This window comes from Kosakonia sp. LAM2021 (assembly GCF_016620385.1).
Classification (GTDB): domain Bacteria; phylum Pseudomonadota; class Gammaproteobacteria; order Enterobacterales; family Enterobacteriaceae; genus Kosakonia; species Kosakonia sacchari.
The window spans coordinates 77,671-101,965 of the sequence record NZ_JAENHT010000009.1 but is presented as its reverse complement, the minus strand read 5'-3'; the positions used below and the strand labels follow the sequence as shown (position 1 = coordinate 101,965).

26 protein-coding genes are annotated in these 24,295 nt (G+C 50.9%); 11 read left to right on the top strand and 15 right to left on the bottom strand.

The window, feature by feature from the left end; all coding sequences use genetic code 11:
• Positions 1–147: 147 nt before the first annotated feature.
• Positions 148–2,895 (top strand): winged helix-turn-helix domain-containing protein, encoded by a 2,748-nt coding sequence (locus JKP81_RS18135; protein WP_200552817.1) that lies wholly within the window; start codon positions 148–150, stop codon positions 2,893–2,895.
• On the opposite strand, the gene JKP81_RS18130 is transcribed toward JKP81_RS18135, so the two are convergent.
• Complete coding sequence (locus JKP81_RS18130; RefSeq protein ID WP_200552816.1) at positions 2,872–4,059, bottom strand: MFS transporter; 1,188 nt, start codon at positions 4,057–4,059, stop codon at positions 2,872–2,874. The two genes, JKP81_RS18135 and JKP81_RS18130, sit on opposite strands and share 24 nt — an antisense overlap.
• 173 nt (positions 4,060–4,232) lie before the next feature.
• Here JKP81_RS18130 and JKP81_RS18125 point away from each other — a divergent pair, with 173 nt between their 5' ends.
• Positions 4,233–5,039, top strand: a complete 807-nt coding sequence (locus JKP81_RS18125) for an SDR family NAD(P)-dependent oxidoreductase (RefSeq protein ID WP_200552815.1) — start codon at positions 4,233–4,235, stop codon at positions 5,037–5,039.
• A 368-nt stretch (positions 5,040–5,407) separates the two neighbouring features.
• Here the strand turns inward: JKP81_RS18125 and JKP81_RS18120 are convergent, their stop codons facing one another.
• On the bottom strand, positions 5,408–5,701 hold the full coding sequence (locus JKP81_RS18120) for a DUF1330 domain-containing protein (protein WP_065368780.1): 294 nt from the start codon (positions 5,699–5,701) through the stop codon (positions 5,408–5,410).
• 193 nt (positions 5,702–5,894) lie between these two features.
• Here JKP81_RS18120 and JKP81_RS18115 point away from each other — a divergent pair, with 193 nt between their 5' ends.
• Positions 5,895–6,800: a LysR family transcriptional regulator gene (locus JKP81_RS18115; protein WP_200552814.1), complete on the top strand. Its 906-nt coding sequence runs from the start codon at positions 5,895–5,897 to the stop codon at positions 6,798–6,800.
• 49 nt (positions 6,801–6,849) lie between these two features.
• Here the strand turns inward: JKP81_RS18115 and JKP81_RS18110 are convergent, their stop codons facing one another.
• Positions 6,850–7,617 (bottom strand): helix-turn-helix domain-containing protein, encoded by a 768-nt coding sequence (locus JKP81_RS18110; protein WP_200552813.1) that lies wholly within the window; start codon positions 7,615–7,617, stop codon positions 6,850–6,852.
• 113 nt (positions 7,618–7,730) lie between these two features.
• Here JKP81_RS18110 and JKP81_RS18105 point away from each other — a divergent pair, with 113 nt between their 5' ends.
• On the top strand, positions 7,731–8,456 hold the full coding sequence (locus tag JKP81_RS18105) for a type 1 glutamine amidotransferase (RefSeq protein ID WP_200552812.1): 726 nt from the start codon (positions 7,731–7,733) through the stop codon (positions 8,454–8,456).
• A gap of 110 nt (positions 8,457–8,566) precedes the next feature.
• On the opposite strand, the gene JKP81_RS18100 is transcribed toward JKP81_RS18105, so the two are convergent.
• Both JKP81_RS18100 and JKP81_RS18095 read right to left on the bottom strand, forming a co-directional pair.
• Entirely contained in the window at positions 8,567–9,043 is a 477-nt protein-coding gene (locus JKP81_RS18100) for a nuclear transport factor 2 family protein (RefSeq protein ID WP_200552811.1), read from the bottom strand.
• A gap of 59 nt (positions 9,044–9,102) precedes the next feature.
• A complete protein-coding gene (locus JKP81_RS18095; RefSeq protein WP_200552810.1) occupies positions 9,103–9,672 on the bottom strand; it encodes a TetR/AcrR family transcriptional regulator in 570 nt (189 codons plus the stop codon).
• Between the two features lie 432 nt (positions 9,673–10,104).
• On the opposite strand from JKP81_RS18095, the gene JKP81_RS18090 reads away from it, so the two are divergent.
• Positions 10,105–10,554: a carboxymuconolactone decarboxylase family protein gene (locus JKP81_RS18090; RefSeq protein ID WP_200552809.1), complete on the top strand. Its 450-nt coding sequence runs from the start codon at positions 10,105–10,107 to the stop codon at positions 10,552–10,554.
• 44 nt (positions 10,555–10,598) lie between these two features.
• Here the strand turns inward: JKP81_RS18090 and JKP81_RS18085 are convergent, their stop codons facing one another.
• The 3 genes from JKP81_RS18085 to JKP81_RS18075 form a co-directional block, all read right to left on the bottom strand.
• Entirely contained in the window at positions 10,599–11,456 is an 858-nt protein-coding gene (locus JKP81_RS18085) for a hypothetical protein (protein ID WP_200552808.1), read from the bottom strand.
• Positions 11,457–11,605: 149 nt separating this feature from the next.
• The gene (locus JKP81_RS18080) at positions 11,606–12,349 is read right to left on the bottom strand and encodes an SDR family oxidoreductase (protein ID WP_200552901.1); all 744 of its coding nucleotides are present in this window, start codon (positions 12,347–12,349) and stop codon (positions 11,606–11,608) included.
• Positions 12,350–12,576: 227 nt separating this feature from the next.
• Entirely contained in the window at positions 12,577–13,017 is a 441-nt protein-coding gene (locus tag JKP81_RS18075; protein WP_200552807.1) for a GNAT family N-acetyltransferase, read from the bottom strand.
• Between the two features lie 441 nt (positions 13,018–13,458).
• Here JKP81_RS18075 and JKP81_RS18070 point away from each other — a divergent pair, with 441 nt between their 5' ends.
• Positions 13,459–13,956 (top strand): DUF1003 domain-containing protein, encoded by a 498-nt coding sequence (locus tag JKP81_RS18070; RefSeq protein WP_200552806.1) that lies wholly within the window; start codon positions 13,459–13,461, stop codon positions 13,954–13,956.
• A 388-nt stretch (positions 13,957–14,344) separates the two neighbouring features.
• A complete protein-coding gene (catA, locus tag JKP81_RS18065) occupies positions 14,345–15,022 on the top strand; it encodes a type A chloramphenicol O-acetyltransferase (RefSeq protein ID WP_200552805.1) in 678 nt (225 codons plus the stop codon).
• A 57-nt stretch (positions 15,023–15,079) separates the two neighbouring features.
• Here the strand turns inward: catA and JKP81_RS18060 are convergent, their stop codons facing one another.
• From JKP81_RS18060 to JKP81_RS18045, 4 genes are all read right to left on the bottom strand, one after another.
• Positions 15,080–15,514, bottom strand: a complete 435-nt coding sequence (locus JKP81_RS18060; RefSeq protein WP_200552804.1) for a barstar family protein — start codon at positions 15,512–15,514, stop codon at positions 15,080–15,082.
• A 327-nt stretch (positions 15,515–15,841) separates the two neighbouring features.
• Positions 15,842–16,279, bottom strand: coding sequence for a hypothetical protein (locus JKP81_RS18055; protein ID WP_200552803.1), 438 nt, complete (start codon positions 16,277–16,279; stop codon positions 15,842–15,844).
• A 49-nt stretch (positions 16,280–16,328) separates the two neighbouring features.
• Positions 16,329–17,717 carry a HAMP domain-containing sensor histidine kinase gene (locus tag JKP81_RS18050; RefSeq protein WP_200552802.1) on the bottom strand — a complete coding sequence of 463 codons (1,389 nt, stop codon included), beginning with the start codon at positions 17,715–17,717 and terminating at the stop codon, positions 16,329–16,331.
• Positions 17,717–18,394: a response regulator transcription factor gene (locus JKP81_RS18045; protein ID WP_065368789.1), complete on the bottom strand. Its 678-nt coding sequence runs from the start codon at positions 18,392–18,394 to the stop codon at positions 17,717–17,719. The genes JKP81_RS18050 and JKP81_RS18045 overlap by 1 nt, the downstream gene beginning before the upstream one ends.
• Before the next feature lie 206 nt (positions 18,395–18,600).
• On the opposite strand from JKP81_RS18045, the gene JKP81_RS18040 reads away from it, so the two are divergent.
• Positions 18,601–19,437, top strand: a complete 837-nt coding sequence (locus JKP81_RS18040) for a MipA/OmpV family protein (protein ID WP_200552801.1) — start codon at positions 18,601–18,603, stop codon at positions 19,435–19,437.
• Between the two features lie 74 nt (positions 19,438–19,511).
• On the opposite strand, the gene JKP81_RS18035 is transcribed toward JKP81_RS18040, so the two are convergent.
• Both JKP81_RS18035 and JKP81_RS18030 read right to left on the bottom strand, forming a co-directional pair.
• On the bottom strand, positions 19,512–19,781 hold the full coding sequence (locus tag JKP81_RS18035) for a hypothetical protein (protein WP_200552800.1): 270 nt from the start codon (positions 19,779–19,781) through the stop codon (positions 19,512–19,514).
• A 115-nt stretch (positions 19,782–19,896) separates the two neighbouring features.
• The gene (locus JKP81_RS18030; protein WP_200552799.1) at positions 19,897–20,667 is read right to left on the bottom strand and encodes an SDR family oxidoreductase; all 771 of its coding nucleotides are present in this window, start codon (positions 20,665–20,667) and stop codon (positions 19,897–19,899) included.
• Between the two features lie 94 nt (positions 20,668–20,761).
• On the opposite strand from JKP81_RS18030, the gene JKP81_RS18025 reads away from it, so the two are divergent.
• Positions 20,762–21,703 (top strand): AraC family transcriptional regulator, encoded by a 942-nt coding sequence (locus tag JKP81_RS18025; RefSeq protein WP_200552798.1) that lies wholly within the window; start codon positions 20,762–20,764, stop codon positions 21,701–21,703.
• A 28-nt stretch (positions 21,704–21,731) separates the two neighbouring features.
• On the opposite strand, the gene JKP81_RS18020 is transcribed toward JKP81_RS18025, so the two are convergent.
• Positions 21,732–22,598 (bottom strand): SDR family oxidoreductase, encoded by an 867-nt coding sequence (locus JKP81_RS18020; protein WP_200552797.1) that lies wholly within the window; start codon positions 22,596–22,598, stop codon positions 21,732–21,734.
• Between the two features lie 108 nt (positions 22,599–22,706).
• Here JKP81_RS18020 and JKP81_RS18015 point away from each other — a divergent pair, with 108 nt between their 5' ends.
• Both JKP81_RS18015 and JKP81_RS18010 read left to right on the top strand, forming a co-directional pair.
• Positions 22,707–23,582 (top strand): LysR family transcriptional regulator, encoded by an 876-nt coding sequence (locus JKP81_RS18015; protein ID WP_200552796.1) that lies wholly within the window; start codon positions 22,707–22,709, stop codon positions 23,580–23,582.
• A 226-nt stretch (positions 23,583–23,808) separates the two neighbouring features.
• Positions 23,809–24,213 (top strand): GNAT family N-acetyltransferase, encoded by a 405-nt coding sequence (locus JKP81_RS18010; RefSeq protein ID WP_200552795.1) that lies wholly within the window; start codon positions 23,809–23,811, stop codon positions 24,211–24,213.
• The last annotated feature ends 82 nt before the right edge of the window (positions 24,214–24,295 follow it).

The window sequence follows — 24,295 nt, the reverse complement described above, 5'->3', positions numbered from 1 at the left end:
AATCATGCGCGGTTCAGGGTAGCGCGGGCTAAACACAGATCGGGCAGGAGATATCCTGCATGACCTGATTCTGATAATGACTTTCATGAAATGGCTTTCTGCGCACAGTATGATGTCGTGACGGTCAAAAACTAAAGATCTTAAACCATGATAACAGCCGATGAGATTCACTTTGCTGAGTGGCAAATCTGGCCCCAGCTAAGGATCCTGTTGCACCGGGGTAAGCCAGTAAGAATTTCGGCCAGAGCGTTTGATGTTCTGGTTGTTCTGCTGAAAGCTGAAGGTAAAGCGGTAAGCAAAGAGGCTTTACTTACTCAGGTATGGGGAAATGAAATTGTCGAAGAAAATAATCTTCAGGCACATATTTCCGCTATACGCCGCATACTGGGCCATGATCGGCATCTGCTTGTTACTGAATTTGGTTCGGGTTACCGGTTTAACACCCATAGTGTACCGTTGCAGGCTCTACCTAAGTCCGCACTCCCTGCCCCGGTTGTTTCCCCTGTTCTGGCGTCGATTTTAGGGCGTGATAAGGCCGTGCAGGATGTCTGCGCCTTGCTAAATCGTCACCAGCTGGTGACGATTACCGGTTCCGGCGGCGTAGGGAAAACGCGTCTGGCGTGGGAAGTCGTCAATCTTGTGCACACGCATTTTCCTGATGGAATATGCGTGGCAGAACTGGCGCATATCACCGAAGCATCCGGCTTGCTCTCGGTTTTTTCACAAGCGTTACACCTTCCGCTGGCGACCGTTGAGCAGGACGCCGATTTACGCCAGAAGCTTGCGCGGCGTCGGTGTTTACTGCTGATCGATAACGGTGAACACGTTATTAATGAACTGGAACCCGTCATAACGTTACTCCTGACGCTGGCTCCCCATATCAAACTGCTGCTGACCAGCCAACTGGCATTACAGATTGCTGGCGAGCAACAATATTTACTGCCGCCATTGCCGGTTCCGGAAAGGAAAATAACCGATAACCCGGCGTTAATGTCTTTTGCCAGCGTTCATTTATTTATCGAGCGCGTACAGGCCAACCGGCATGATTTCCATCCCTCAGACAGTGAGCTGTCGATGATTGGCGAAGTATGCCGCCATCTTGACGGCTTGCCGTTAGCCATTGAACTTGCCGCCTCTCGTCTGCCTGTCATGAGCGTCAGTGAGATTTATACCCGGCTGGAGGATCGTTTCCAGCTACTAAGCAATACGCACAATTCGCGGGTTCCCCGGCACCAGAAAATAGTGACTACGCTGGAGTGGACGTATCAGTTACTCAACGCGCACGAGCAGCAGTTATTCAGAACGCTGGGCATTTTTACCGATACGTTCAGTGTGAAATCAGTCAATGACTTTCTTGAAACTCAGGACAAGCACGGCTGGCAGGTTATTGACGATCTGCAACGGCTGCTGTCCCTGTCACTGATTCAGGCTACCAGTCAGGTGCCTGTAACCCGTTTTCGTTTGCTGGAAACCATGCGCCAGTTCGCCTGCAATAAACTCAGGCAAGCGGGGGAATATGACCGACTTATGGCCCGTTTTGTCGATTATTATAAAGTCCTGGTGGAGCAGGCCCGCAATGACTGGCTGATGCTGGCAACGGAACAGTGGCGGGAACGCTATAGCTACATCCTTAATGATTTGCGGCGTGTTTTACAGCAAACATTAACTGACGGGCGAGATACCTCTACGGGGCTTGAGATCTTACAGGCGATGACGCCGTTCTGGATTGAATATTCACTTTATGATGAATGTCAGCGTCATATTTACCCGCTGTTAGATGAAAAAAATTCGCAGATTGTCTTAACGCAACGCCAGAGAATGCACCTCTGCGCCGCAGCGGGTAAGGCATCGACCTGGGCAAAGGGCCCGACATCGCAAACCCATTCAGCCTGGCAAACCGCACTGACACTGGCAGAAAAGCTCGACGACAAAGAGATACGTTTACAGGCGCATTACGGCTTATGGCTGTATTGCCTGCGCACGGGCGAACTGAATAAATCACGTCAGCATGCGCAGTCGATGTATGAACTCGCTCGATCCAATAATGACGCAGAGGCGCAGGCTACCGGGCTGCGTATTCTCGGCGTATCGCTGCATTTCTCAGGTCAGCATGTCGCTGGTCGTAATGACTTGCAGCAATCCCTGGCCTGGTACGATCGGGAGAGCGTAAGCCGCGCTTTCCGTTTTGGTCTTGATCAGGAGATAGCCGGTCTGGCTTTTCTGTCTCGTTTGCTCTGGGTACAGGGCGAGTATAAAGCCGCAAAACGGATGGCATGGCGCAGTGTGAAAAAAGCCGCACGATTACAGCATGCCTGCTCGCTTTGCTGCGCCCTGGCGGAAGGTGCCTGTATGACAGCCGCACTGGATCGCAACCCACGCTGGGTGATAAAGGCCGCAAACTGGCTGATTCGTCTGGCAGAAAAACACGATCTCTATTTCTGGAAAACCTATGGCGAGCTGTTTCTTGTCTGGGCCAAACAGTTCAGCCATAGCGATGCGAGTCAAACCACGCTGTTTAGCTCATTGCGAGCAATGGGGCTGGACTGGCAATACTCGCCCTTGTTGTCGGAAATTGATACCAGTCTGGCGCAGCAAACCGCCACGTTGGATCATGAAAACTGGTGCGCGCCTGAGCTAATGCGCCTTTCCGCCACACAATTGCCGCCGCAGGAACAGCGCCAGTTGCTGGAACAGGCGCTGCGCAAAGCGGGTCAACAGCAGGCGCACGGCTGGGCTCTGCGCATTGCTTATTCACTGGCTACATTGCAGGCGCAAGACGGGGAAACATTAGCGGCTAAGCAGTTAATCGAAGATGTTTTACATGATGTCGATGGTTCAGACAGGGCAACGGATGTCAGAAAGGCTATCGCACTATGTGCCCGCCTGGGAACGTGAATGTTGACGTCTGACCGCAATTAACATCCCCATCATCACGAGCCCGGCACCTGCTGAAGCGATCAGCGTCCAGCTATGCGTGGCCTCCCAAACCCAGGCGGCAGCCAGTGAACCGCCTGCCCCGCCCATAAACATGATGCTCATAAAGAGTGTATTAAGACGGTTTCTGGCATCCGGGCGCAAAGAATAAATTGTGTGCTGGTTCGCTATCAGTACACATTGTTCACCCGCGTCCAGCAGTAAAATGCCCACCACCAAACCCGCCATGCTGTTCCAGGCCCAGAGAACAACCCAGGCAAATAGCATGAGTAACACACCCAAAACCACCATCCGGAAGGGTCCCTGGCGATCGCTGAAACTGCCTGCCAGAGGCGCACACAAAATACCGATTAACCCCAGTGCAGCAAGGCTTCCGGTGACCCCAGCCCCATAATCGTAGCGATACGCTAACCAGAAAGGGAGCACGGTCCACAGCATGCTGAAGGAGGCAAACAGCATGGCTTGTGTCAGTGTTGCATCACGCACCTGCGGCTCGCTTTTCCACAGTTCACCTAATGAACGTAACACCGCCGGATAATGAAACGTGGGTGTCGGCAACGACTGAGAAGGCAAAATGCGCGCGATGAAAAATAGCGCCAGCAATGTCATGACCGCACCGGACAAAAAGACGCCACGCCAGTCGAAATACTGACCGATAAAGCCTCCGATAGCCCGACCAGCAAGAATGCCCGCGAGGACGCCGCTCATCACGGTGCCTACTGTTTTGCCCCGCGAAGAGACTTTCGAAAGAGAGGCAGCAAGCGGCACGATTTGTTGAGCCACGGTTGCCGCCATCCCCGTCAGGAAAGAGAAGCACACCAGCACTGTCGCCGTTGGGGCTAACATCATGCCGATCAGCGCCAGGAAGAGCACCTGAGCCTGGCGCAGGATTAGCCTCTGGCGCTCAATATAATCACCTAAGGGGATCAGCAAGAATAAACCCGCCGCATAACCTGACTGCGTAGCCATGGGAATCAACGAAACAGCAACCCATTCATGGGGAAAGCTAGCCGCAATCAGATTCAGAACGGATTGATTAAAATAAATATTCGCGACCACAATGCAGCAAATAATCGCCAGCATCAGGATTCTGGCTGAAGAAAGCTCAGGGTTCTCCGTACGCACTGCTCATACCTCGCTCTACATTCACTCTTTTTTGCAGCATAAGCAGAGGCAGTTCCCAACGCTTTGCGCGTTTTTTTCAGACGTCTGAATTATGTGGCACAAGCATCTGAAATCGAGATCGGTGAGAAATAGTTCTCATGTTATTAACGGTGCTGAGTGTGAGGAGTAACAAAATGGATTTAAAACTGACAGGAAAAGTGGCTCTGGTAACCGGAGCGCGAACCGGGATTGGTTTCAGTATTTGTGAAGAGTTGGCTGCAAATGGGGTGCATGTCGTGATGGTCGCCAGACAAGAACCGGAACTCATCCTGGCGGCGAAAAAGATCGCCGATAAATATGGTGTTTCGGTACTGCCGGTCGCCGGGGATGTGACCGATCCCAGCCTGCCTTCGCGGGTGGTTGAACAAGCGGAAAAGGTTTTTGGGCACGTAGATCTGCTGGTGAATAATGCCGGGAAAGCCCATGCGGGCACGCTGTTGACCACCTCCGAGGAGGACTGGCAGTTAATGACTGAGACCAAATTCTCCGCCATGCGACGCTTTTGCAAGGCTGTCATCCCCGCCATGCAACAACGAAACTGGGGGCGTATTGTCAATATTTCCTCGATTGGCGGCATCTACCCGAACCCGCAACTTACCGTCTCACATGCACTGAGCGCGGCTATCAACAACCTGACCCGCAGCCTGGCCCTGAGCGTGGCGGCGACTGGCATTCTGGTGAATGCCATTGGCGTCGGCGCTGTCGCGACGGATAACTGGGCGCAGAATATGCTGCCGAATGTCCGCCATCGCCGCCCTGAACTGGCCGATAAAACCGATGTCGAGGTGATGGCATTGCTGGGAAAAGAGAAAACGCCGGTAGGCCGCTTCGGGCTGCCTGAAGATATTGCGGCAATTGCCGCCTTTCTGCTCTCCGAAAGGAATCAGTTTGTTACCGGGCAGACCATTGAAGCATCCGGTGGCGCAGACAGGTTTATGTAAATATTCCCCCGCAAAAGAAGGTTTGAGGGAGGTTAATCAGAACCCGCTAATCAGCATGCCAGGGCCAGCGGAATAAACAGCGCTGACGCCCATTGCCAGGGCAATAATCCCGTGCGCCTTGTGCAGAAGGAGGATTTCTGAATGCGGGAGATCCTGTGATAGCTAAATCGGCTTGCCACCACAGTCGATGCCATATGCAAGCGTGCCAATGAACGGAACGAAGCGTCACCGGCCGCGTGGATATGGCGTCTATGTTCGCGGTAGCAGGCCATCCTGTTTATCAGGATAAAAGCCTGTTTAACCTCCCCCTTGTTTACGGGGCGCGTTGCCTCTACTCCCTGAACTCACGGCCATGAAAGCCCTGGGCGTTAAAGATCGGTGCCTTCAACCAATACAAACGTTCCGCTGGCGGCATCTGAACGTAGCGATCTTGCTGCCTGATATTCCGGACTTTCATAAAAGCGTTTAGCTTCAGCAAAGGAATCGAACTCAAAAACGACATGCCGTTCATGAGATTCTCCCTCAAGGTTTTCGTACTGCCCGGACCAGGCAATGATCTTCGGATTGAAATTCTGCATGGCCGCAGCCGCCGCTCTGGCATATTCAGCGTAGGCGACAGGGTCTGAAACGGTTACATGGGCGATGAGATAACCTTTATTCATGGTTTTTTATCCTTCGTTAGCGGCTGGGTATTCCAGCGTAAGTACATAGACAGGTGAGTTTTCAGGGGATGAATCATCTTCAATACCTTCACACAGCGTTATGTGGGATACGCGCTGTGAAAGCAGTCTATTAACTATTAATATGGCCATAAATAGCGGGAAAAATAACGCACTGTTACCAAAAAGGTGAACAATGAAAAATCTGGAGCCCCTGATCATTTTTGCACGCGTGGCGGAAATGAAGAGCTTTACGCAGGCAGCCGAAAGTCTGGGTATCCAGAAAGGACGCGCTTCACTGGTGGTACGTGAACTCGAGCAGGAAATTGGCGCTACGCTACTGCACCGAACAACGCGGACAGTACAGCTAACTGAAGACGGACGGGTTTTTTATTCGCGCGCCCGCGACTTTCTCTCGGAGGCTGAGGAACTGAAATCCATGTTCTCTCACGGCGATCAGTCATTAAAGGGAAGGATTCGCGTTGATATGCCGGCGGTACTGGCACAAAGCGTGGTCATCCCTGCTCTGCCGCAGCTGATGGAAGTACATCCTGAACTGGAAATCGAGCTTTCAAGTACTGACCGCCGTGTCGATCTGGTGCAGGAAGGGTTTGACTGCGTTGTGCGCCTCGGCCCCCTTGTTGATGAAACGCTTATTGCACGACCATTGGGGCATCTGCGCATGATCAACGCGGCCAGTCCCCGCTATCTTGATCGTTTCGGTGTTCCGCAAACGATTGATGATCTTCTCAGTCAGGGGCACAGGATGGTTCATTATATGCGCAACTTTGGTTCGAAACCTGACGGATGGGAGTATCCGGCAGGCGAGGGTTATCAGTCTTTGATGTTACCAGGCACAGTGAGAGTCAACAGCGTACCAGCTTATCATGAGGCGGGACTGGCGGGGTTAGGCTTAATTCAGGGCGGTTATTCCTCACTCGTCCCCCATATCAAAAGCGGTGCGCTGGTTGAAGTGTTGCCAAATTTTCGTCCCGCGCCGCTCACTGCGTTTTTTGTTGTCGCGCACCGGCGCAACTTGTCACAGCGTGTAAGAGCGTTTATGAACTGGACTGAAGAAATGTTAAAACCCTACTTTGACTGATACCGGCATTGATTACCGGTCGTTATTTCACTTTCCCGCCGTACTCAGGTTAAAACTCACCGGGCGTTGTCCCCATTACAGAACGGAATGCCGCAGAAAACGCCGCAGGGCATGAGAAGCCGAGCTGATAGGCGATCTGTTTTACGGGGACGTTATCAGCGAGCAGATCTAAGGATGCGTATATCCTGGCTCGCTGCTTCCATGTCCGGAAGCTGAACCCGGTATCTCGTAAAAACTGGCGTGAAAAGGTCCGCTCCGACATGTTCGCAATGTCAGCCAGGTCAATCAGCGACGCGTCCCAGCGATGACTGAACACCAGCTCTCTTGCGGCACGAAATAAACGTTCATCACGCGGCATGGGAAGTTCTGCGCCCCCGGAGGATGTCTCGCTGAGAATATCCAGCAGTAAGAGCGCCATTTTTCGCTTTATCGGCGCGTTATATTCACCCGTAAAAAGGCCATTTATGAGCTCTTTCACCAGTGGCGTCGCACTAATGGTATGAACCTGGCTGTTCCTGCTGAAGTTTGTACAGGCCGCAATCAGGCTACTGCTGACGTAGACAGCCCGTAATTCCGTGTCTGACAGAACGCTGTAAGAGTGAACCATAAGCGGTGGGATCCAGAGGGCGCGCTGCGGGGGAATAACCCACTGTCTGTCAGCGGCTTCAACCAGCATAACGCCTCTGGTAGCAAATAATAGCTGCCCTTCTAGATGGTAATGCGCGGGATCGACCTCTCCACGGCGATAAGAAATGGCCGTTCCTGACCAACCCGTCGCTTCATCATGTCTTGGCGTTTTATCAATGCTGACTGGCATTTCAGATAAGAACCTCTTGTTTACCATGACCTGGCTGATCTTACCCGCGCGATCATGTTGGCGGGTAACGCGCTTAATTAACTTTATGACCCGTATTACAGGAGCATACATCTGTGCGAGTACATTTTATCGTTCATGAACGTTTCGAAGCGCCCGGCGCTTACGAAATCTGGGCCACGCGTCGCGGCCATCAGATAACCTTTTCCCGCGTTTATGCCGGTCAACCACTTCCCGCCGATGCGCGGGACATCGCTCTGTTGATCATCATGGGCGGCCCACAGGATCCCTCCGTCAGTGTGGAAGAGTGCGCGCATTTTGATTCTCACGCTGAGCAGGCGCTGATTGCCTCGGCGGTGAATTCAGGTAAAGCCGTCATCGGTGTTTGCCTGGGCGCTCAACTGATTGGCGAAGCATTGGGTGCCCCTTTTGCTCACAGTCCGGAAAAAGAGATTGGCACGTTTCCCATTTTTATGACCGAGAAAGGTGCGATGAACGAGATGTTCTCTCACTTCGGCAATACCCTTGACGTTGGGCACTGGCATAACGATATGCCGGGGCTTACGCCTGAGGCGGAAATTATCGCCTGGAGCGAGGGATGCCCACGCCAGATCGTCGCGTATTCTGATCGGGTTTACGGGTTTCAGTGTCATATGGAACTGACACCGGAGGTTGTCGAATTATTGATAGCGCATTCCGACAACGATTTACGCCGCGCTGCTGATTATCGTTTCGTCCAGTCGCCAGACGAACTACGGGCGAATGATTACAGCGAAATGAACAGGAAATTATTCACCTTTCTCGACAAACTTGCGTCACGTTACGACCAGTCAAACGCATGATGACATTAACCTCAACGGAATCGACACCTGATTTGAATGAACATCTGGCGTTACTTTTGCGTTGAGAAAAGCCCCCGGTTACCACAGTATCCGGGGGCTTAGCGACAAATTTACAGACCCAGTTCCGACAGACCCGGATGGTCATCCGGACGGCGTCCCAGCGGCCAGTGGAACTTGCGTTCACTCTCTTTGATAGGCATGTCGTTGATACAGGCGAAGCGACGTTTCATCAGGCCGTCTGCTTCAAATTCCCAGTTTTCGTTGCCGTAAGAGCGGAACCAGTTGCCTGAGTCATCACGCCATTCGTAAGCGTACCGGACCGCAATGCGGTTGCCGTCAAACGCCCATAACTCTTTAATAAGACGATACTCAAGCTCCTTTTTCCATTTACGGGCAAGGAATGCTTCGGCCTCTTCACGGTTATTGGCAAACTCGGCGCGGTTACGCCATTTGGTATCCAGTGAGTACGCCAGTGAGACTTTTTCGGCATCGCGGCTGTTCCAGCCATCTTCAGCGAGCCGCACTTTTTCAATCGCCGATTCGCGAGTGAAAGGAGGAAGTGGCGGGCGGGTTTGTGGTTCGGACATGGTGAAGCCTCCTGTAAATTCGGATATATCAGTAGAAATCATTTTTTGATACGCAGGCGTTATGAAGAGGCCTGTTCCAGCAAGATTTTCGCCACGTCCTGTGCGCTGTCGGCGGCGCTGCAATCCCCCATTACGTACGACATGGTGATAGCACCTTCAACAAGAATCAGTAGCTGTCTGGCCAGCGCGGCAGGTTGTTCGATATTTAATTGCTCTGTGAGTTCGAGCGTGTAATCCAGCAATTTCTGTTTATGCAGCTTTGCTATCTGGCGAACGGGATCGTCAGGGTCACCTACTTCCCCGGCTGTGTTGATAAATGCACAACCACGAAAGCCTTCTGATTCAAACCAGCCCCTGAGAACAGTGAACATATTCAAAATGCGATCCTGAGGGGTATCGCCTTTATCAGATTCAGTTCTGAACCAGTGCATCCAGCGTTCATCACGTTCATTCAACGCGGCGGCAGCCACGTCATCCTTGGTCGCGAAATAGCGATAAATACTTTTCCTTGCTACGCCTGAGGTCTTGACCAGAAGATCCATGCCGGTGGCATGAATACCGTTTTGATAGATCAATTGCTCTGCGCTAGAGAGGATTTTTTCTCGGGTATCGGTCGTTTTCTTGTTCATACGATAAAGGTAGAACGATCATTCTACCTCGTCAACCATTATCTCAAAAATAATTTTCGAAAAAGGAAAAAGCCTTCGGGGAGTGATAACGAAAAGCTTGCTGTTTTGAAGCGCAGATGAGCTGGAGGCGTGCCCCACAGGCACGACGCGTTGGATTGAAGGTTTGGTATGAATGGGGAGCGGATATTAATCGTGTTTTAATCATCGTCCAGGAATCGTCTTTAACGAATTGTTCTCTCAGTTTAACTGGAAGAGAATTTTTCTGTGAATGTCCTACCTTCTTACTCAGTATTTGTCTCTTTTATTTATGTCATGAATGGCTAATATCACAACGTCTGAGCAGACGTGCTGATTCAAATTCGTCGTAATGGCTCTTTATGACATTGGAATAATAAACAGAGTGCCTAAACAATTTCAAAAGGAGAGACAAGTATGAAGCGTCCAAACTGGTTTCAGGTTTCTGCTGAAGGTGGAAAGGCTATCGGAGCGCTCCATCATTACGCTACTACCGGGACAAATTTACCCGCTGATCTTATTCACTTAATCTTTTTAACAGTTTCACAGATTAATGGTTGTGCGCATTGTATCGATATACATACTCGCGACCTTATCAAGGCTGGTATGTCCGTCGAAAAGATAGTCCTGGTGCCTGTCTGGCGAGAAGCGAGCTATTTATTCTCGGATACAGAGCAAGCGGCGCTCGCATGGGCAGAAGAAATTACCCGTATCAGTGAAACACACGCTTGCGATAAAGCCTATTCCGCCGCGCTTTCTGTATTCGGTGAAAAAAATCTGGTTGAACTGACCATCGTTATTGCCACTATGAATGCCATTAATCGTATGGGCATCAGTTTTCGCATGAAGCCGCTCGCTAAAGCCTGAAATGCGGTGCTGGCGAAGCGAAGTTATACATAATCTTCTGAATTTTATAATGAAATAATTATCGGGGGATGCACCTCTTTAAAAATAAAACACCCCTCATACTGATTTTTGGGTGTGACGGTTTCACGTTCGAAAGCATGATGCCAGGCAGTGCTGACATCCGGTATTTGTTCCGCTGTAAGCAAAGTGTACGCAGCCGCAGCGGATAAAAGTTCGACAGAAAGAGGATCGGTAATTTGAAAATCAAACAGCGTTAAATCATTGTGTAAAGCACTACCGCGTTGGGCAAGCTGAGCAATAGAATGGCTTTGCCAGGGAAATGCATCCTCAAAATACTCCCGTACGGATTTTAACTGTAATTCTGCCTTCTCAAGGCTACCGCGCCGTTTTATATGGAGATTGTGAAGCATTATTAACATCCGGTGTTCTGGATACGCTGAAGTTAAGTTGATCAAATTTTCAGCCATACTGAAGTCACGCCATGCAAAAAAGTGTCTTCCCGATCTGGCATTGAAATATTCATTAATTTTTCGTTGTTGAATGGATTGCCATTTCGGGGTGAATTCAGTTACAGCTCGACGAGGAATAGCGTCAATTCCAAGACAAGGAATTTGCCTTGATATTGCCCATGTCAGTAAATTTAAGGTTTCCTGCGTACGTAATATCCTGGGGAAGTTTTGAAGTCGGCAAATGGCAGTTTCATTATGTTGATGCGAAAATAACATCCCTTTACTATCCGCTTCAAATATCAATACAGCCGATTTTTTAAAATAGCGCTCTGCTATATCTTTTCTTAATTGAGTATATTCCGCTACGCCATGTATGGATTCGCCGAGAAAAATAAAACGCTTGTCGCGGAAAAGCTGTTGCTCTTTAAGGACATAATCCGTTGATCTACGCATCTGAATTATGGGCCGCAAGTGATAATTACAGGCTATTACCTTAACGTTATATGGCGATTACGGACAAGTGATTTGCAGTCACTGAAGCATCCCTATTTAAATAAACGGCCTTTTGTGGGCGATGGCCGTTCTGTTTAGCCTCAGCGGGCTCAGCCCCGACTACTCAGGTCTTCGCGAGTTGGCCCCTGAAAGTAGATGCTACTGATATGGCAACTACGCGGTTGAGTCAGCACAAAACGAATCGTTTCCCAGATCGATCGCCCATCCAGTAGTCGTTCCCCCATTGCGGAGTGATTATCGACAGCCGTATCTAACCCGGTCAGTTCGAAATCCGGTGGGTACAGCCCGGTAACGCGTATATTTTCTTCAGATAACTGCTGTGACATTTTCGTTGTAAACCCGCTAAGACCATGCTTGCTGGCAAAAAAAGCGGGATGGGCAATTGAATCGGTAAAATTCGGGATCCCGCATGAAGAGATAATGGAGACGATATCAGCACTGTCTGAACGTCTTAACCCTAGCAGCAATGCCTGGGTGAGTAAAATCGAACCCGTCAGGCCTGAACTGATGGTGGTGATAATTTCTGTGTCAGGCTGATCGTCTAACGTCCCTGACAACCACTGAGCGGCATTGAGAATTAAAATGTCGATGGGCTTGTCTGAAGTTAATAGCTGTGAAGAAAACGAAGAAAGGGACTCCGGCCGGGTTAAATCACAGATATACCCATTTGCAATGCCGCCTTCGGCAGTAATGATGCTGCAGGTTCTTTGAATATCCTCCACCCGCCGCGCGCAAAAATCCACTTCGACGCCCTCTCGCGCTAACCACACGCAAAGCGCATGGCCAAATCCCCCGCCACCACCGGTAATAACCGCTCTTTTGCCTCTCAGCATCTTCATGCGCCCTTTTTTAATGAGTATGTGAGATGGAGATATACATGAGGAGGCTGAATGACATCTTTCCGTTAGTGCCATTTTTAATAAATAAACGGCACTACAAGCTGTTGAAAAGAGTGATAAGGGATTAGCGATTTTCGCATCTGCCGCAAAGCCGCCCATGAAAATAGCATCGGACGGCGATTTGCCGGAAGCCTGGAATGTGGGTTGAAATATTGCTGTATTTACAGCTTGGCGGTATAGCGGACAAAATTATCCAGCACGGCAAGCTTATCATACAGTGCCCGGGCAGGATTGGAGTCTCTGGTAACCCAATAGACTTTCGACCATGACTTCGTCCGGGCTTCCTCACATATCGCTTCAATCAGCGCTTTTCCCGCGCCAAGGCCGCGCATATGCTCATCAACAAAAAGATCTTCAAGATAACAATGAGGCTCTGTTACCCATGTTCCCTCATGCAACACGCACATCGCAAAACCAACCACGCCCTGTTCGGCTTCTGCAAGCCGGCAGATGACATCAGAGTCTGGAGACAACACCCGACGCCAGGTCGATAAGGTAACGTCATCGCTCAGCGTACTGCCAGAAAATTGCAAATATCCGTTCCAGAGCCTTAACCATGCATCGTAATCCTTAGCGTTAGCTTCACGTACCTTAAACGACATGTCATATACCTTGATGAGTAAATGTTAATTCCATAATAACAAAGCTGATTTTGGGCCCTGGCGCTGCTTCCAGGCTTAAAAATGCCGGGACGCTAATATCCGTTTCTGGCACGAAGCGGGCAGCGCCAGAAGACATAATGCGCGCCCGGAGTGAGAAACGAAAGTGCGCAGTTTATCCCACGGCGCGTGTGATAAATGGAGAGCAGGCCAGGATCTTCAGTCATTATTCGAGGTATTCCGGGTGAGCTTGCCAGCCGCGAACCATTCTATTGCCGATGGGATAATGCGGATGGAATTACCGGGTTGATACGCTTTATGCCAGCGCTTTACCTGACGTATAACATCCGTGTCGTATATTTTTGTACCACCGGGCTTTAGTGCCCCATGATGAAAAACGTTTCGGCGATTCTGGCAACCTCCCCCCAGCAGGAAGTTTATGATATGCACACAGATAAAAAATTTCGGTTATATCGCCCCCTGAAAGGTATTACGCATACTTTTGGCGACGAGTGGTTTGCGTTGAAAGCAGAAGCCTTTGCCCGTTTTTTTGGTACGCCGACATTTCTGATTGGACAGACTATCGCCGTGATCGTGTGGATTGTTCTGAACGTTGCCGGTGTCGTGAAATTTGACCCCTATCCATTTATTCTCCTCAACCTTGCGTTCAGTATTCAGGCGGCTTATGCCGCTCCGCTGATCCTGCTGGCGCAAACCCGCCAGGCGGAGCGAGATCAGGCGCATGCGCTGGCGGATGCACAACATCGTGAAGATCTGGACGACGCAATGACGAAACGCCAGACACTCGCCGAGGAGCAGTCGGCACAACTGCTGGAATTGCTTAAACAAAATACTCAGTTAACCGAGCTGACCCGGGAAATGGCCGAGCGTATCGAAAGACTCACCTTACAGCTTGCGCAGCGTGAGCTTCACAAACAGTAGCAGTCAATATCTCGTGGCGGCTGGCGCCCTGTGAGATCTGCTGGTAGACGTCGGGCGTTATGGCTGCGATCCGCTCACTTCCTGGATATAACGAAAATGACCCGCTAAGCCTGCTCTTTGAGCAGGCATGACAGGTCGTATTGAGCGAGGAGCGGATATTCGGCGACTTTTGTCGTTATGAAAATGCTGCATATTGCACAATCCACTTTAATTATTAGGATATTGGAAAATTTACGTACTGTTTCTTCCCGTATGAAGATAGATACACGCACTCTTAATAATTTCGTTCGCTACCAGGAAGATTCCTGGCCTATCACTTGATTAATTTATAGAAAAATCTTAGGCTACCGGAAAAACATTATTCATTATTGGTGACCAAAGGCTAAAAATGAAAAAAACAACTCCAGAATTTACAACTGTCGACTTATCTCGTTGGGCAAGGAAGGAGCATTTTGAGGCATTTCAGACCTTTGCTCAGTGTACTTTTAGTCAAACTGTACAATTAGATATTACCGCGTTGTTAAAACATTTAAAGGCGGTTGGCTGGAAAATTTATCCTACTTTAATTTTCCTCATTGCTAAAATAGTAAACAAGCATACAGAATTTCGTATGGCTATAAAAGACAATGAGCTTGTCATCTGGAATGATATTCACCCATGCTATACGATTTTCCATGATGAAACAGAGACTTTTTCGTCATTATGGAGTCACTACGATGGTAATATTCATCACTTCCTGGATATTTATTCAGAAGACGTCGCACGCTATGGCAATAACCTCTCCTATCTGCCTAAAGAAGAGTCCCGGGAAAACGTATTTTTCGTATCTGCAAACCCCTGGGTAAGTTTTACCGGCTTTAATATTAATATTGCAAATATGCAGAACTTTTTCGCCCCCATGTTCACGATTGGAAAATATTACCAACAAGGTGAAAAAGTACTGTTACCTCTCGCCGTCCAGGTACATCATGCCGTTTGCGATGGTTTTCATGTATCAAGATTAATCAATGAGTTACAAGCCATGTGCGATGACTTATTGCGACATTCAGGGGAACCCGAAGCGTAATGCGCCAGAATACGGGTAAATATCCTTTTACATGGGGCATACAGCACGACGTGGACGCTAAAGCTGAAACGGAGAGGGCTTTGGCATGTTTGAATTATCCTTTTGACTCTTTATTATTCCTTGCAAGCGCAAGCAACTCTTCGATATTTTTTTGTCTTCCTGCTTAAAATAAACGTCAAAATCATGAGTGTTATCCTCTTTCCAGGATAAAATAGCATGACTAAGAATATCGAGATAAATCACTTTTTCCTCATCAGGTAACTCGGGGATTTTCTCATGAATGATGGCTATTTTTTTATTATCAATCCAGCTAAAATCACATAAACAATCGTTTAATGCATCCCAGTTGAATCCAAAATATCCGGGAAACCACAGCAAATAATAAAAGCTTTTGAGTAATTCCGAACTCAGTCGTATTTCAGGATCTATTCGCGCGCAAAAGACCTGAGAAATATCTAAAGATGGGTATTTTTCATAGAATTTAAAAAACATTAAATTTTATCCTTTACTTCCTGGTGGGAAGGCTTACGGTCCACTATATCCTGGCTCTCACTATCTTAACCCACAATAATTAATTTTGACGATGGAATATGGATATCAGTTCCTGAATTTAATAGCGTGATGGTTTCCAACTTTCGCTCATGACGTAAAGCTGTCGGCCATGGCGGGCATCTCCGCTCAGCACAAGAAGCGGAGGTTCGCTGTCGTTCTCATCTCTGACAAAGGTGTTACTCAAACTGCGGTGTGTTAATCAACGTATCGCAAGCCACATAACCCGGGGCATTTCGCGGTAGTGCTGAATGATACGCCAGTGTCGTGCTAGCACGTTTTATCGCCGCCAGTCCAGCGCTTAATATCACTTATCTTTGGCGAGCGAATGCCCGTGCTCAGGAAGTTCTTGGTGGTATAGAGGCTTACCTGCGCGTTGTCGCCATCGCGGCTTTCTATCTCAATTAGCGTGTTGTTAATCAATAACCCCTGTGAAAGAAGCTTTTGATTGATCTCCCCTTTTTTGCGCTCACCGTCAAACTCGCTTAATACGATGACCGGATTTCCTGAATATGCCTCATATTCGAGGCACTGCCTTGCCATGTGCCTGATGGTTCGATAGGTATCAGAAGACCCGGTCTTGCTCATGAAACTGCCGTCAAAAGCGGAGTGGCTGCTTTTTAGTTCGCTGACGGTTATGGCGCACCCGCTGAGCGATAGCGAAAATAACAGGCTTGCCAGGGCAACGTATTTCACTTTTAACTCCATTGTTCAGGTAGATGCCTTCGCCGCGCCGGGATCAACGTTGTGCTTTCTTTCAGGCAGACTTGTGGTTAGGGAAATCAACCGTAACCATCAGCCCACCTTCTGCAGACGTAGTGAGGCTTACGTTGCTGTTGTGTTGCTGCGCAACCGCTTTAACGATGGCAAGCCCCAGCCCACTCCCACTTTGCATCTGATTAGGATCGCGAAAAAACCGGTCGAACACGCGCTCACGCAATTCAACGGGAATACCGGGCCCGGCATCTGAAACACGTAACTGAGTGGATTTTTCTAAGGATCGTAACGCCACCTCGACCCGCCCGCCCTCAGGGCTGTACTTCACGGCATTTTCAATAAGGTTATCGATAAGCGACATCAACCGTTCGCGAACACCTGTTATCCAGATTTCATCTTCAGCGTAGAATTCAAGCTCGATCCTGCGCTCAGCCGCGAGCGGCGCCAGCCCGGCCATTCGCTCTTGTATAAGCGTCGTCAGCAGCACAGGCTCCATAACCGTGTCAATGCGCGCTTCGCTGTGCATCATCAGCAGCAACTGATTGACGAGACGAGCCGCACGGCTATTGCTGCGAACAATTCCCGCAAGCAACTCTTTTTGACTGTCACTGCTGACATAGGACTGCAAAGCCTCAACATTGATTCGCATCGCAGCCAGCGGGGTACGCAGCTCATGAGCGGCATCGGCAATGAAAACGCGTTCCCGTTCAGAGCTTTCTCGCACCCTGGCAAGAAACCCATTTACAGCGTCGACCATCTGGCGAAGCTCCCTGTGCTTTGGCACGGCTTTTAAGGGCGAGAGATCGTCCGGCGTGCGCAGAGAAACTTCATTTACCACCTTATTCCAGGGGCGCATTGCAATACGGATCGACAGCCACGCGGGAAACAAAAGAAAAGGAATGCATACCAGCAGTGGCATGACGTAATAGCCACGCGAGTTCAGGTAGATAAAGAAGTTCCAGCCTCCGGCAGGGGTGATGAGTGTGACCTCCGTGTCGGAGTGCGCGGATTTTAGGGTACGGCTGGTCCAGGCGCGACCTTCGCTCTCAATACGTTCAATTTTTCCATAGCGGGTGTTTGTTACCCCGGCTGGCGCGCCATCAGAGGCGTAAATGATGTCTTTATTGTTGCGCACGATGAGGCTGATGGAGAGTTCTGGATCATCACCGCCACCATAATCTTCCCGCACCGCCTTACTTAACGCGGCCAGCACATGCGTTCGCTCCTGCGGGCGATCGTCCATACTCTCAACCACAGTAAAAAGGGTTTCGTACGTCTTGCTGCCCGTCAATATCGGCGGGCTACGCAAGTCCTCCCATAAAATGTAAGTCAGAAAAAGACACCACAGCAGGGTGAGTAGTAGCATTTGAGCTACCATAATTCGCCGTACGAACGTTGGGGTTCTCAGGTGGCGCCAAAAATTTCGCATCAACCTGCCCCCTTCTCGATCGGTACGGTATCAATGACATATCCAACGCCTCTCACCGTTCGCACATAGCCGTCGCCGATTTTGCGACGCAAATTCCCCATATGCACATCGAGCGCATTACTCATATTTTCTTTTGCGCCAAAGATCCTCTCTTCCAGAAAACTGCGTGTAAGCACGCGGTCAGTACGCAACATCAACGTTTCAAGCAGCGCATATTCACTTGCCGTCAGCTCAACATGCCGTGCATTCACGGTCACGCGTCGCGTCGGTACATGAAGCGATAAGCCGCGAATCTCTATCGCCTCGTTCTCAAAACCGTAACTGCGTCGCGCAAGTGCCCTCACTCTGGCCAACAACTCGGCGAGAACAAACGGTTTGACCAGATAGTCGTCAGCACCGGCGTCCAGCCCGGAGAGGCGATCGTGCAGTGTGCCGCGCGCCGTCAGGATGATGATGGGGATGCCTTTGAGCTGCTGACGCAAGCGCGCCATCAGGCTCATGCCATCACCGTCGGGTAAGCCGAGGTCGAGTAACACAAGTTCAGGCACACAGGCATCAAGCTGATGCAGCGCATCCTCTTTGCGGCGAACCCATATGACATCAAATCCTTGATCTGCAAGGGCGATACGTACGCCATTGCCGAGATCCAGGTCGTCTTCGATTAGGAGAATTTTCACAATGGTTACGGTATCAACAGTGAATGAAGAACGTCTGAAGAAAAAAACGGTAGCAGGAAATCTATCAGCTTTGCAGCGCCTGTACTTGCTTCATCCTTTCTTCATTTTTGGCTCATGAGAACTTTAGGGTGCGCATGCAAAATGAGCGTTCTGGCGTTTAACACCCGCTTGTATCGTAATCATTTGAATCCACAAGGACTTCTTTAATGAGAAACATCAAACTGCGTCATAAGTTCCCCCTTCCACTTTCGGGGCGCAGCCTGAAAAAAATGTTGCCTGGCGCTGTCCTGGCGTTACTGGCCACCCCGATACTGGCGGCAGAACAGGAGCCGGGTAACGCGTTGACCCTGGGAGGCGGCGCGAATGTTACGCCACGCTACTCTGGTGCGGATAAAAGCCGCGTCACGACTGCCCTGGTGCTTGATTACACGATGGCAAATGGTTTCTTCGTTAGCACCACGCGGGGCATCGGTTACGGCAATAACATCGGCAAGTTCGATTACAACGCGGCGCTGAGTTATCGCGCAGGCCGTAAGGATCGCGACGTGGACAGCGATTCGATCAGCGACGGCAGCGACTATTTGCGCGGTATGGGCGATGTCAAAGGCTCGGCTCTCGGCGTGCTTGGCGTGGGGTACGGGGTGACCGACTGGCTTAATTTGCAATTGCAGGCTGAGGTGCCGGTTTCGGAGCGAAGCAATGGCGCGGCCCTGCATTTCGGCATTAATAGCCCGCTCTATACTTCATCAAACAATGCCGTGACGCTGGCGCTGACCGGCAGTTGGGGAACGGAAAAATACATGCAGACTTACTACGGGGTCAGTGCCTCCCAGTCGGCCGCATCGGGGCTTACCCGATATGACGCTGGCGCGGGAATTTACGCCTGGTCAACGAATCTTAACTGGACACACAAGTTCAACCAGGACTGGAGCGTGGTTGCCGCAGCAGGCGTTACGCAGCTGACGGGTGATGCGCGCAATAGCCCGATTGTGCAACGAAAAACATCGCCCACCGGAAGCCTGCTGGTGACATATCGTTTCTGATCGTTGTTCGTCGTGTGCTTCCCGCCAGCTTATGGCTCCGCACGGCCAATAAAACCTCCTGGTTCCGCCCCGGTTCAGAGAACGGGGCGGAACTCAGCACATTGCAGATCCAAAAGCATCAGTCCCAGGTCAGGATAAAATCTCTTCACCGCCGCTGGCGCATCAGCAGACGCGAACGCGTGGGCAAACATAGCATCGCCAGCAGGTAGCGGCTGCGCAGGAACATCACCTGATACCAGAATAAAAGTGATTACAACGTCAGCATTGATAGCGCGGTTACGCTTTTTAAAATTTGGCGCAGGCGACTGCACGGAATCAAAAGGTAAATTGTCGCGGCCTTGCAAAACATTCTCGCCGCAGCGAAGAGATGGAAAACGGGAGTCATCGCGATTTGCGAATACGCAGAGGGGAATATCCCCTCTGTGACTTTTTTGCGGCTCCCGTTCTCGTTCGGCGTCATTAGTAAGAGAAGGGGGAACGATGCTGCGCCTCTTTCAGCATCATTTGGGCATCTTCACCTGCGGCGGTGTAGAGCGGAGCATTGGCATCCTGAGCAACCGCGAGAATGGCATTCGCGACATCATCCGCATGCGTCACGGGTGAGTTGCTCTCACCCACTCTCTGAATAAACTCCTGCACCATTTGCCCATAGGCAGGATCGTCGATGCCTGCAAAATACTCGCGCGCATTCTCGCCAAACTTCGTTTCCGGGGAGCGTCCCGGTAACACCACGTGAACACGAATACCAAAAGGCCTGGTTTCAATGGCGAGTGATTCGCTCCATGCATTCAGCGCCGCTTTACTGGCGCGATAAAGGCCAATCAGCGGCATCGCCTGGGTGGTCACGGATGAAGAGACGTTAATGATTACCCCTGATTTTTTCTCTCTCATCAGCGGCAGAAACGCCTGGGTTAATGACAACGTTCCCAGCACATTGGTGTTCATTAACTGCTGCGCGGTGGCAAGCGGCGTAAGTTCGACCGGTACAGGCGCGCCAAAGCCCGCATTATTCACCAGCACATCAATCGCGCCCGCCGCTTTCACGACATGGTTAATACTCTGCGCCGACGTAATATCGAGCGGCAGGATCGTCAGTTTGTCGCTTGCAGGTAAACAGGTCGGGTCAGGCGTTCTCATCGTGGCGATCACCTCCCAGCCCTGCTGTAAAAAAAGTTTTGCGGCGGCAAGACCAAAACCTGAAGAGCAACCGGTAATCAGTACAGTAGACATATTTGATCCTCTTTGGTGGCAAGAGCAACGATCATAGCGGCCACCAGCCGGACAATATATAATAAAAAGTCCCGCAAACTTTAGAGATAGTCCAATGTCAGATCCGTTAACCGATATTGTTGCCCTGCTCAACCCCAGGCCATCGCATTCAAAACTCGTTGAAGGGCGCGGGCAGTGGCGTATTGTTCGGGAATCTGGCGGAGAGGCCTTTTACTGCGCCGTGCTGGAAGGCGAATGCCTGATTACAGTTAACGGCAAAGGTCCAACGTTACTGGTTGCCGGTGATTTTATTCTGATACCCGCAGCGTACGCTTTCGAGAACACCAACGCTGGCGGAACTGGCTCAACTGAAATCACAACGCCAACGATTATCAGCGAAGGTCATGTGCGGATTGGCGCAACAAGTGGGCCCGCCGATCTGGTCATGCATGTCGGCCACTGTGAATTCGATACGCCGGATAAACAACTCATCGTCTCTTTACTGCCAAACGAGATCCTGATTAAAGGGCAACGGCGTTTCGCCACCTTGCTTGAACTTCTGCTGGATGAAAGCCGGGCCAGGCGACCAGGGCGCGACGGGGTATTAATGCGTCTTTTGCAGTTGCTGCTGGTCGAGTCGTTACGCAGTAATGATGATCTGCCGAAAACGGCTGGCATCCTGAAGGGGCTGCAACATGAAAAGATCGCCGTCGCGCTGCATCTGATCCATGAAAAACCGGGCGTTGAGTGGCAAATCGCCCAACTTGCCCGCCACGCCGCCATGTCCCGCTCGGCTTTTTTTGCTGCTTTTAGTGAGGCAGTCGGGATGCCGCCGGGGCAATATCTTCTCTTCTGGCGCATGTCGTTAGCGAAAAAAGCGCTGGTGAGCAGCAAAGAGAAAATCGAACAAATTGCCTTTCACGTCGGCTATCAGTCAGCGAGCGCTTTTAACGTGGCATTCACGCAATATGTGGGCGTTCCACCGGGCGTTTTCAGACGCCAGCAGATCCCGCAAACGCCTTCCCAGGCGTTAAGCAAGGAGCAGGCCTTTCCTTAAGCCCGCGCCCACGTGCCAGAAGCGCATTTTATTGCGCGGCAAGTGCCGTCACGACGTCGCGGTAGGTATGCAACGGGCGGCCAAGAAGCGTGACCAGACGCTCTCTGTCGCCATCCTGTGGGAGCATGCCGTGGCTGACGTAGCGCTCAGCCATCAGACGCATTTCGTAGGCCATCCATTTCGGCATAAATTCCGCCATGCTTGCTTCAAATGCATCCGGGTTATCTCCGCCGTAAATAATCTTGCGGCCCAGCACCTCACTCCATACGGCGGCGGCACCCTCCCCCGTCAGCGTATCGGGGCCAACGAGATTAATCGTCTCGACAGGCAGTTTTCCGCTAGCTTGATCGCGTCTTATCAGTTCAATGGCCGCGACCTCGGCGATATCGCGTGTGTCTACCATCGCCAGGCCAATCCCGCCGATCGGCATCGGATAAACACCGTGATTCATGACCACATCCTTAATCATGACCTCATTGTCGATAAAGTAGGTTGGCCGCAGGATCGTGGCGCTAAAGTCCATCGCTTTAAGCATGCGCTCGGCCCCATATTTCACGGCGAAGTGCGGCACATTGACGGCAACATCGGCGCCAAAGACGGAGAGATAAACCACGCGCTCAACGCCGCACTCGCGGGCAATGTTGAGGGTAATCATCGTCTGGGTATACTCATCACCCGCGACCGCATTCAGTAAAAACAGCGTTTTGATGCCGCGAAAGGCGGCGCGTAAGGCGTCGATATCCAGCAAATCGCCTTTCACAACGTCTACATTTGCGGCAAAGCCGGCTTTTGCGGGGTCACGGGTCAGCACGCGGAAATCGGCGCCGCGGCGAAGAAGCTGGTTAACAACATTGCGGCCGACGCGGCCGGTTGCTCCGGTGATCAGGATAGTCATGGTATTTACTCCGTGGTGGTTGGTTGGTGTGAACAAACACTATCGCGATCCATTTTCGCTTTGAAGATGCTATTTTTTAGATGGTTCGCTCCATAAATGAGACACACCATGGATATTAATGCCCTTAAAGATTTCCACCTCATCGCGGCTTCTGGCGGCATCGGCGCGGCCAGTCGCGCCAGCGGAAAACCCAAAGCAACCCTTTCACGCAGGCTGACGGATCTTGAAGAGGCACTCGGTGTGCGTCTTATTGAGCGCGGCGGGCAGAGATTGCACATCACCGAGGCCGGTGAACGCCTTTTGTCACGCACCGTTGGCGCTATACGTGACATTGATGAAGCGGTCGAAGCCGCACGGGAAGCGTCGGCAAATCCCTCCGGATGGCTGCGTATTGCGGCCCCGCTGCTCTTTTCGCAACTGGCTCTCGGGAAACTTTTGGCTGAGTTTCGCCGTCGCTATCCGCGCATTCACGTTGAAGTGATTTCTGAAAACCGGATGAGTGACCTGCTGGATGAGCATTTTGATGTCGCGATCCGTATTAATCCGCACAAGAACAGCACGCTGGTTGGCAGGCAGTTTGCCAGAGACAAACTGGCGCTGGTGGCGGTTCCCACGCTTGAGATACCTCCCGGCGATGCACAAAACGCGCCTGAGATCCCGGCGATCGTGATGTCAACTTATTCGGACGGCGAGCTCTGGACCGTTCAGGGCGGGCAGCGTCGTTTCGCGCCGCAACCGGTGATGCGCCTCTCTTCCCTGCTGACCGTGCGGGATGCCACCCTGGCAGGTGCCGGTGCGGCGATGCTTCCGCAATCTATTGTCAGCCAACAGCTGGCAAAAGGTCAGCTGGTGTGCTGGGGAGAAGCCGATACATTGACTGAACTCTGGGTGCTGCACACATCCCGTCGCCTTCAGAGCCCCAAAGTTAAGGCGTTCGTGGCGTTCATCTGCGAGCAATATCCCACCGGCTGGTTCTCTGTCTGAACCGATCGGCTCAGGTATTACCGGATGGTGTATTTGTGTTAAGCAAAAGATTACAGCGCAGTAATGACATTATTCTTGATTGCCCAACCACGAGCGAATTCCCACGCTGTACTGCACGGGGGGTCTGCAAGAGAGTGTTATTCTGCGTAGAAAACCACCAACGCGATGCGAGGTTCCTTTGCCTTTAAATCTCACTACCCGCCCTGCTCTTGCTGATGAGGCGCCAATGCTGGCTGAACTCCGCGTTGAGGCTATGCGCCCGAGTCTTGAGGCGATCAACAGATTCGATCCCATCAGAGCACGCGACCGCTTCCTTTCGACATTTACGGATAAAGAGACGTTCATTCTCTGTTATCAGGATGAGATCGTGGGGTTTTACGTGCTGCGGGATTTCCCGACGTACCTCTATCTGGATCACTTCTATATCAACAATAAATTTCAGGGGAAAGGCGTGGGAAAAGAGGTTTTAAAACGCATACAGCAAAAAGCCAGAAACCTTGGGAAAGCTATCCGACTCATCGCGTTGAAAGCGAGCCCGGCGAATGATTTCTACCTCGCTTTAGGGTTCATTTTTGAGCGAGTTGACGGCGTTGATAATCACTATATATGGGCAGGTGTTGACACTGAGTGATGCACCCTTCTTCAGTGAACTGAGGCAAGGTCGTTGAAGTAAAGCAGTACCGCTGGCAGCAGAGCGGTACTGTAGGTTTAGC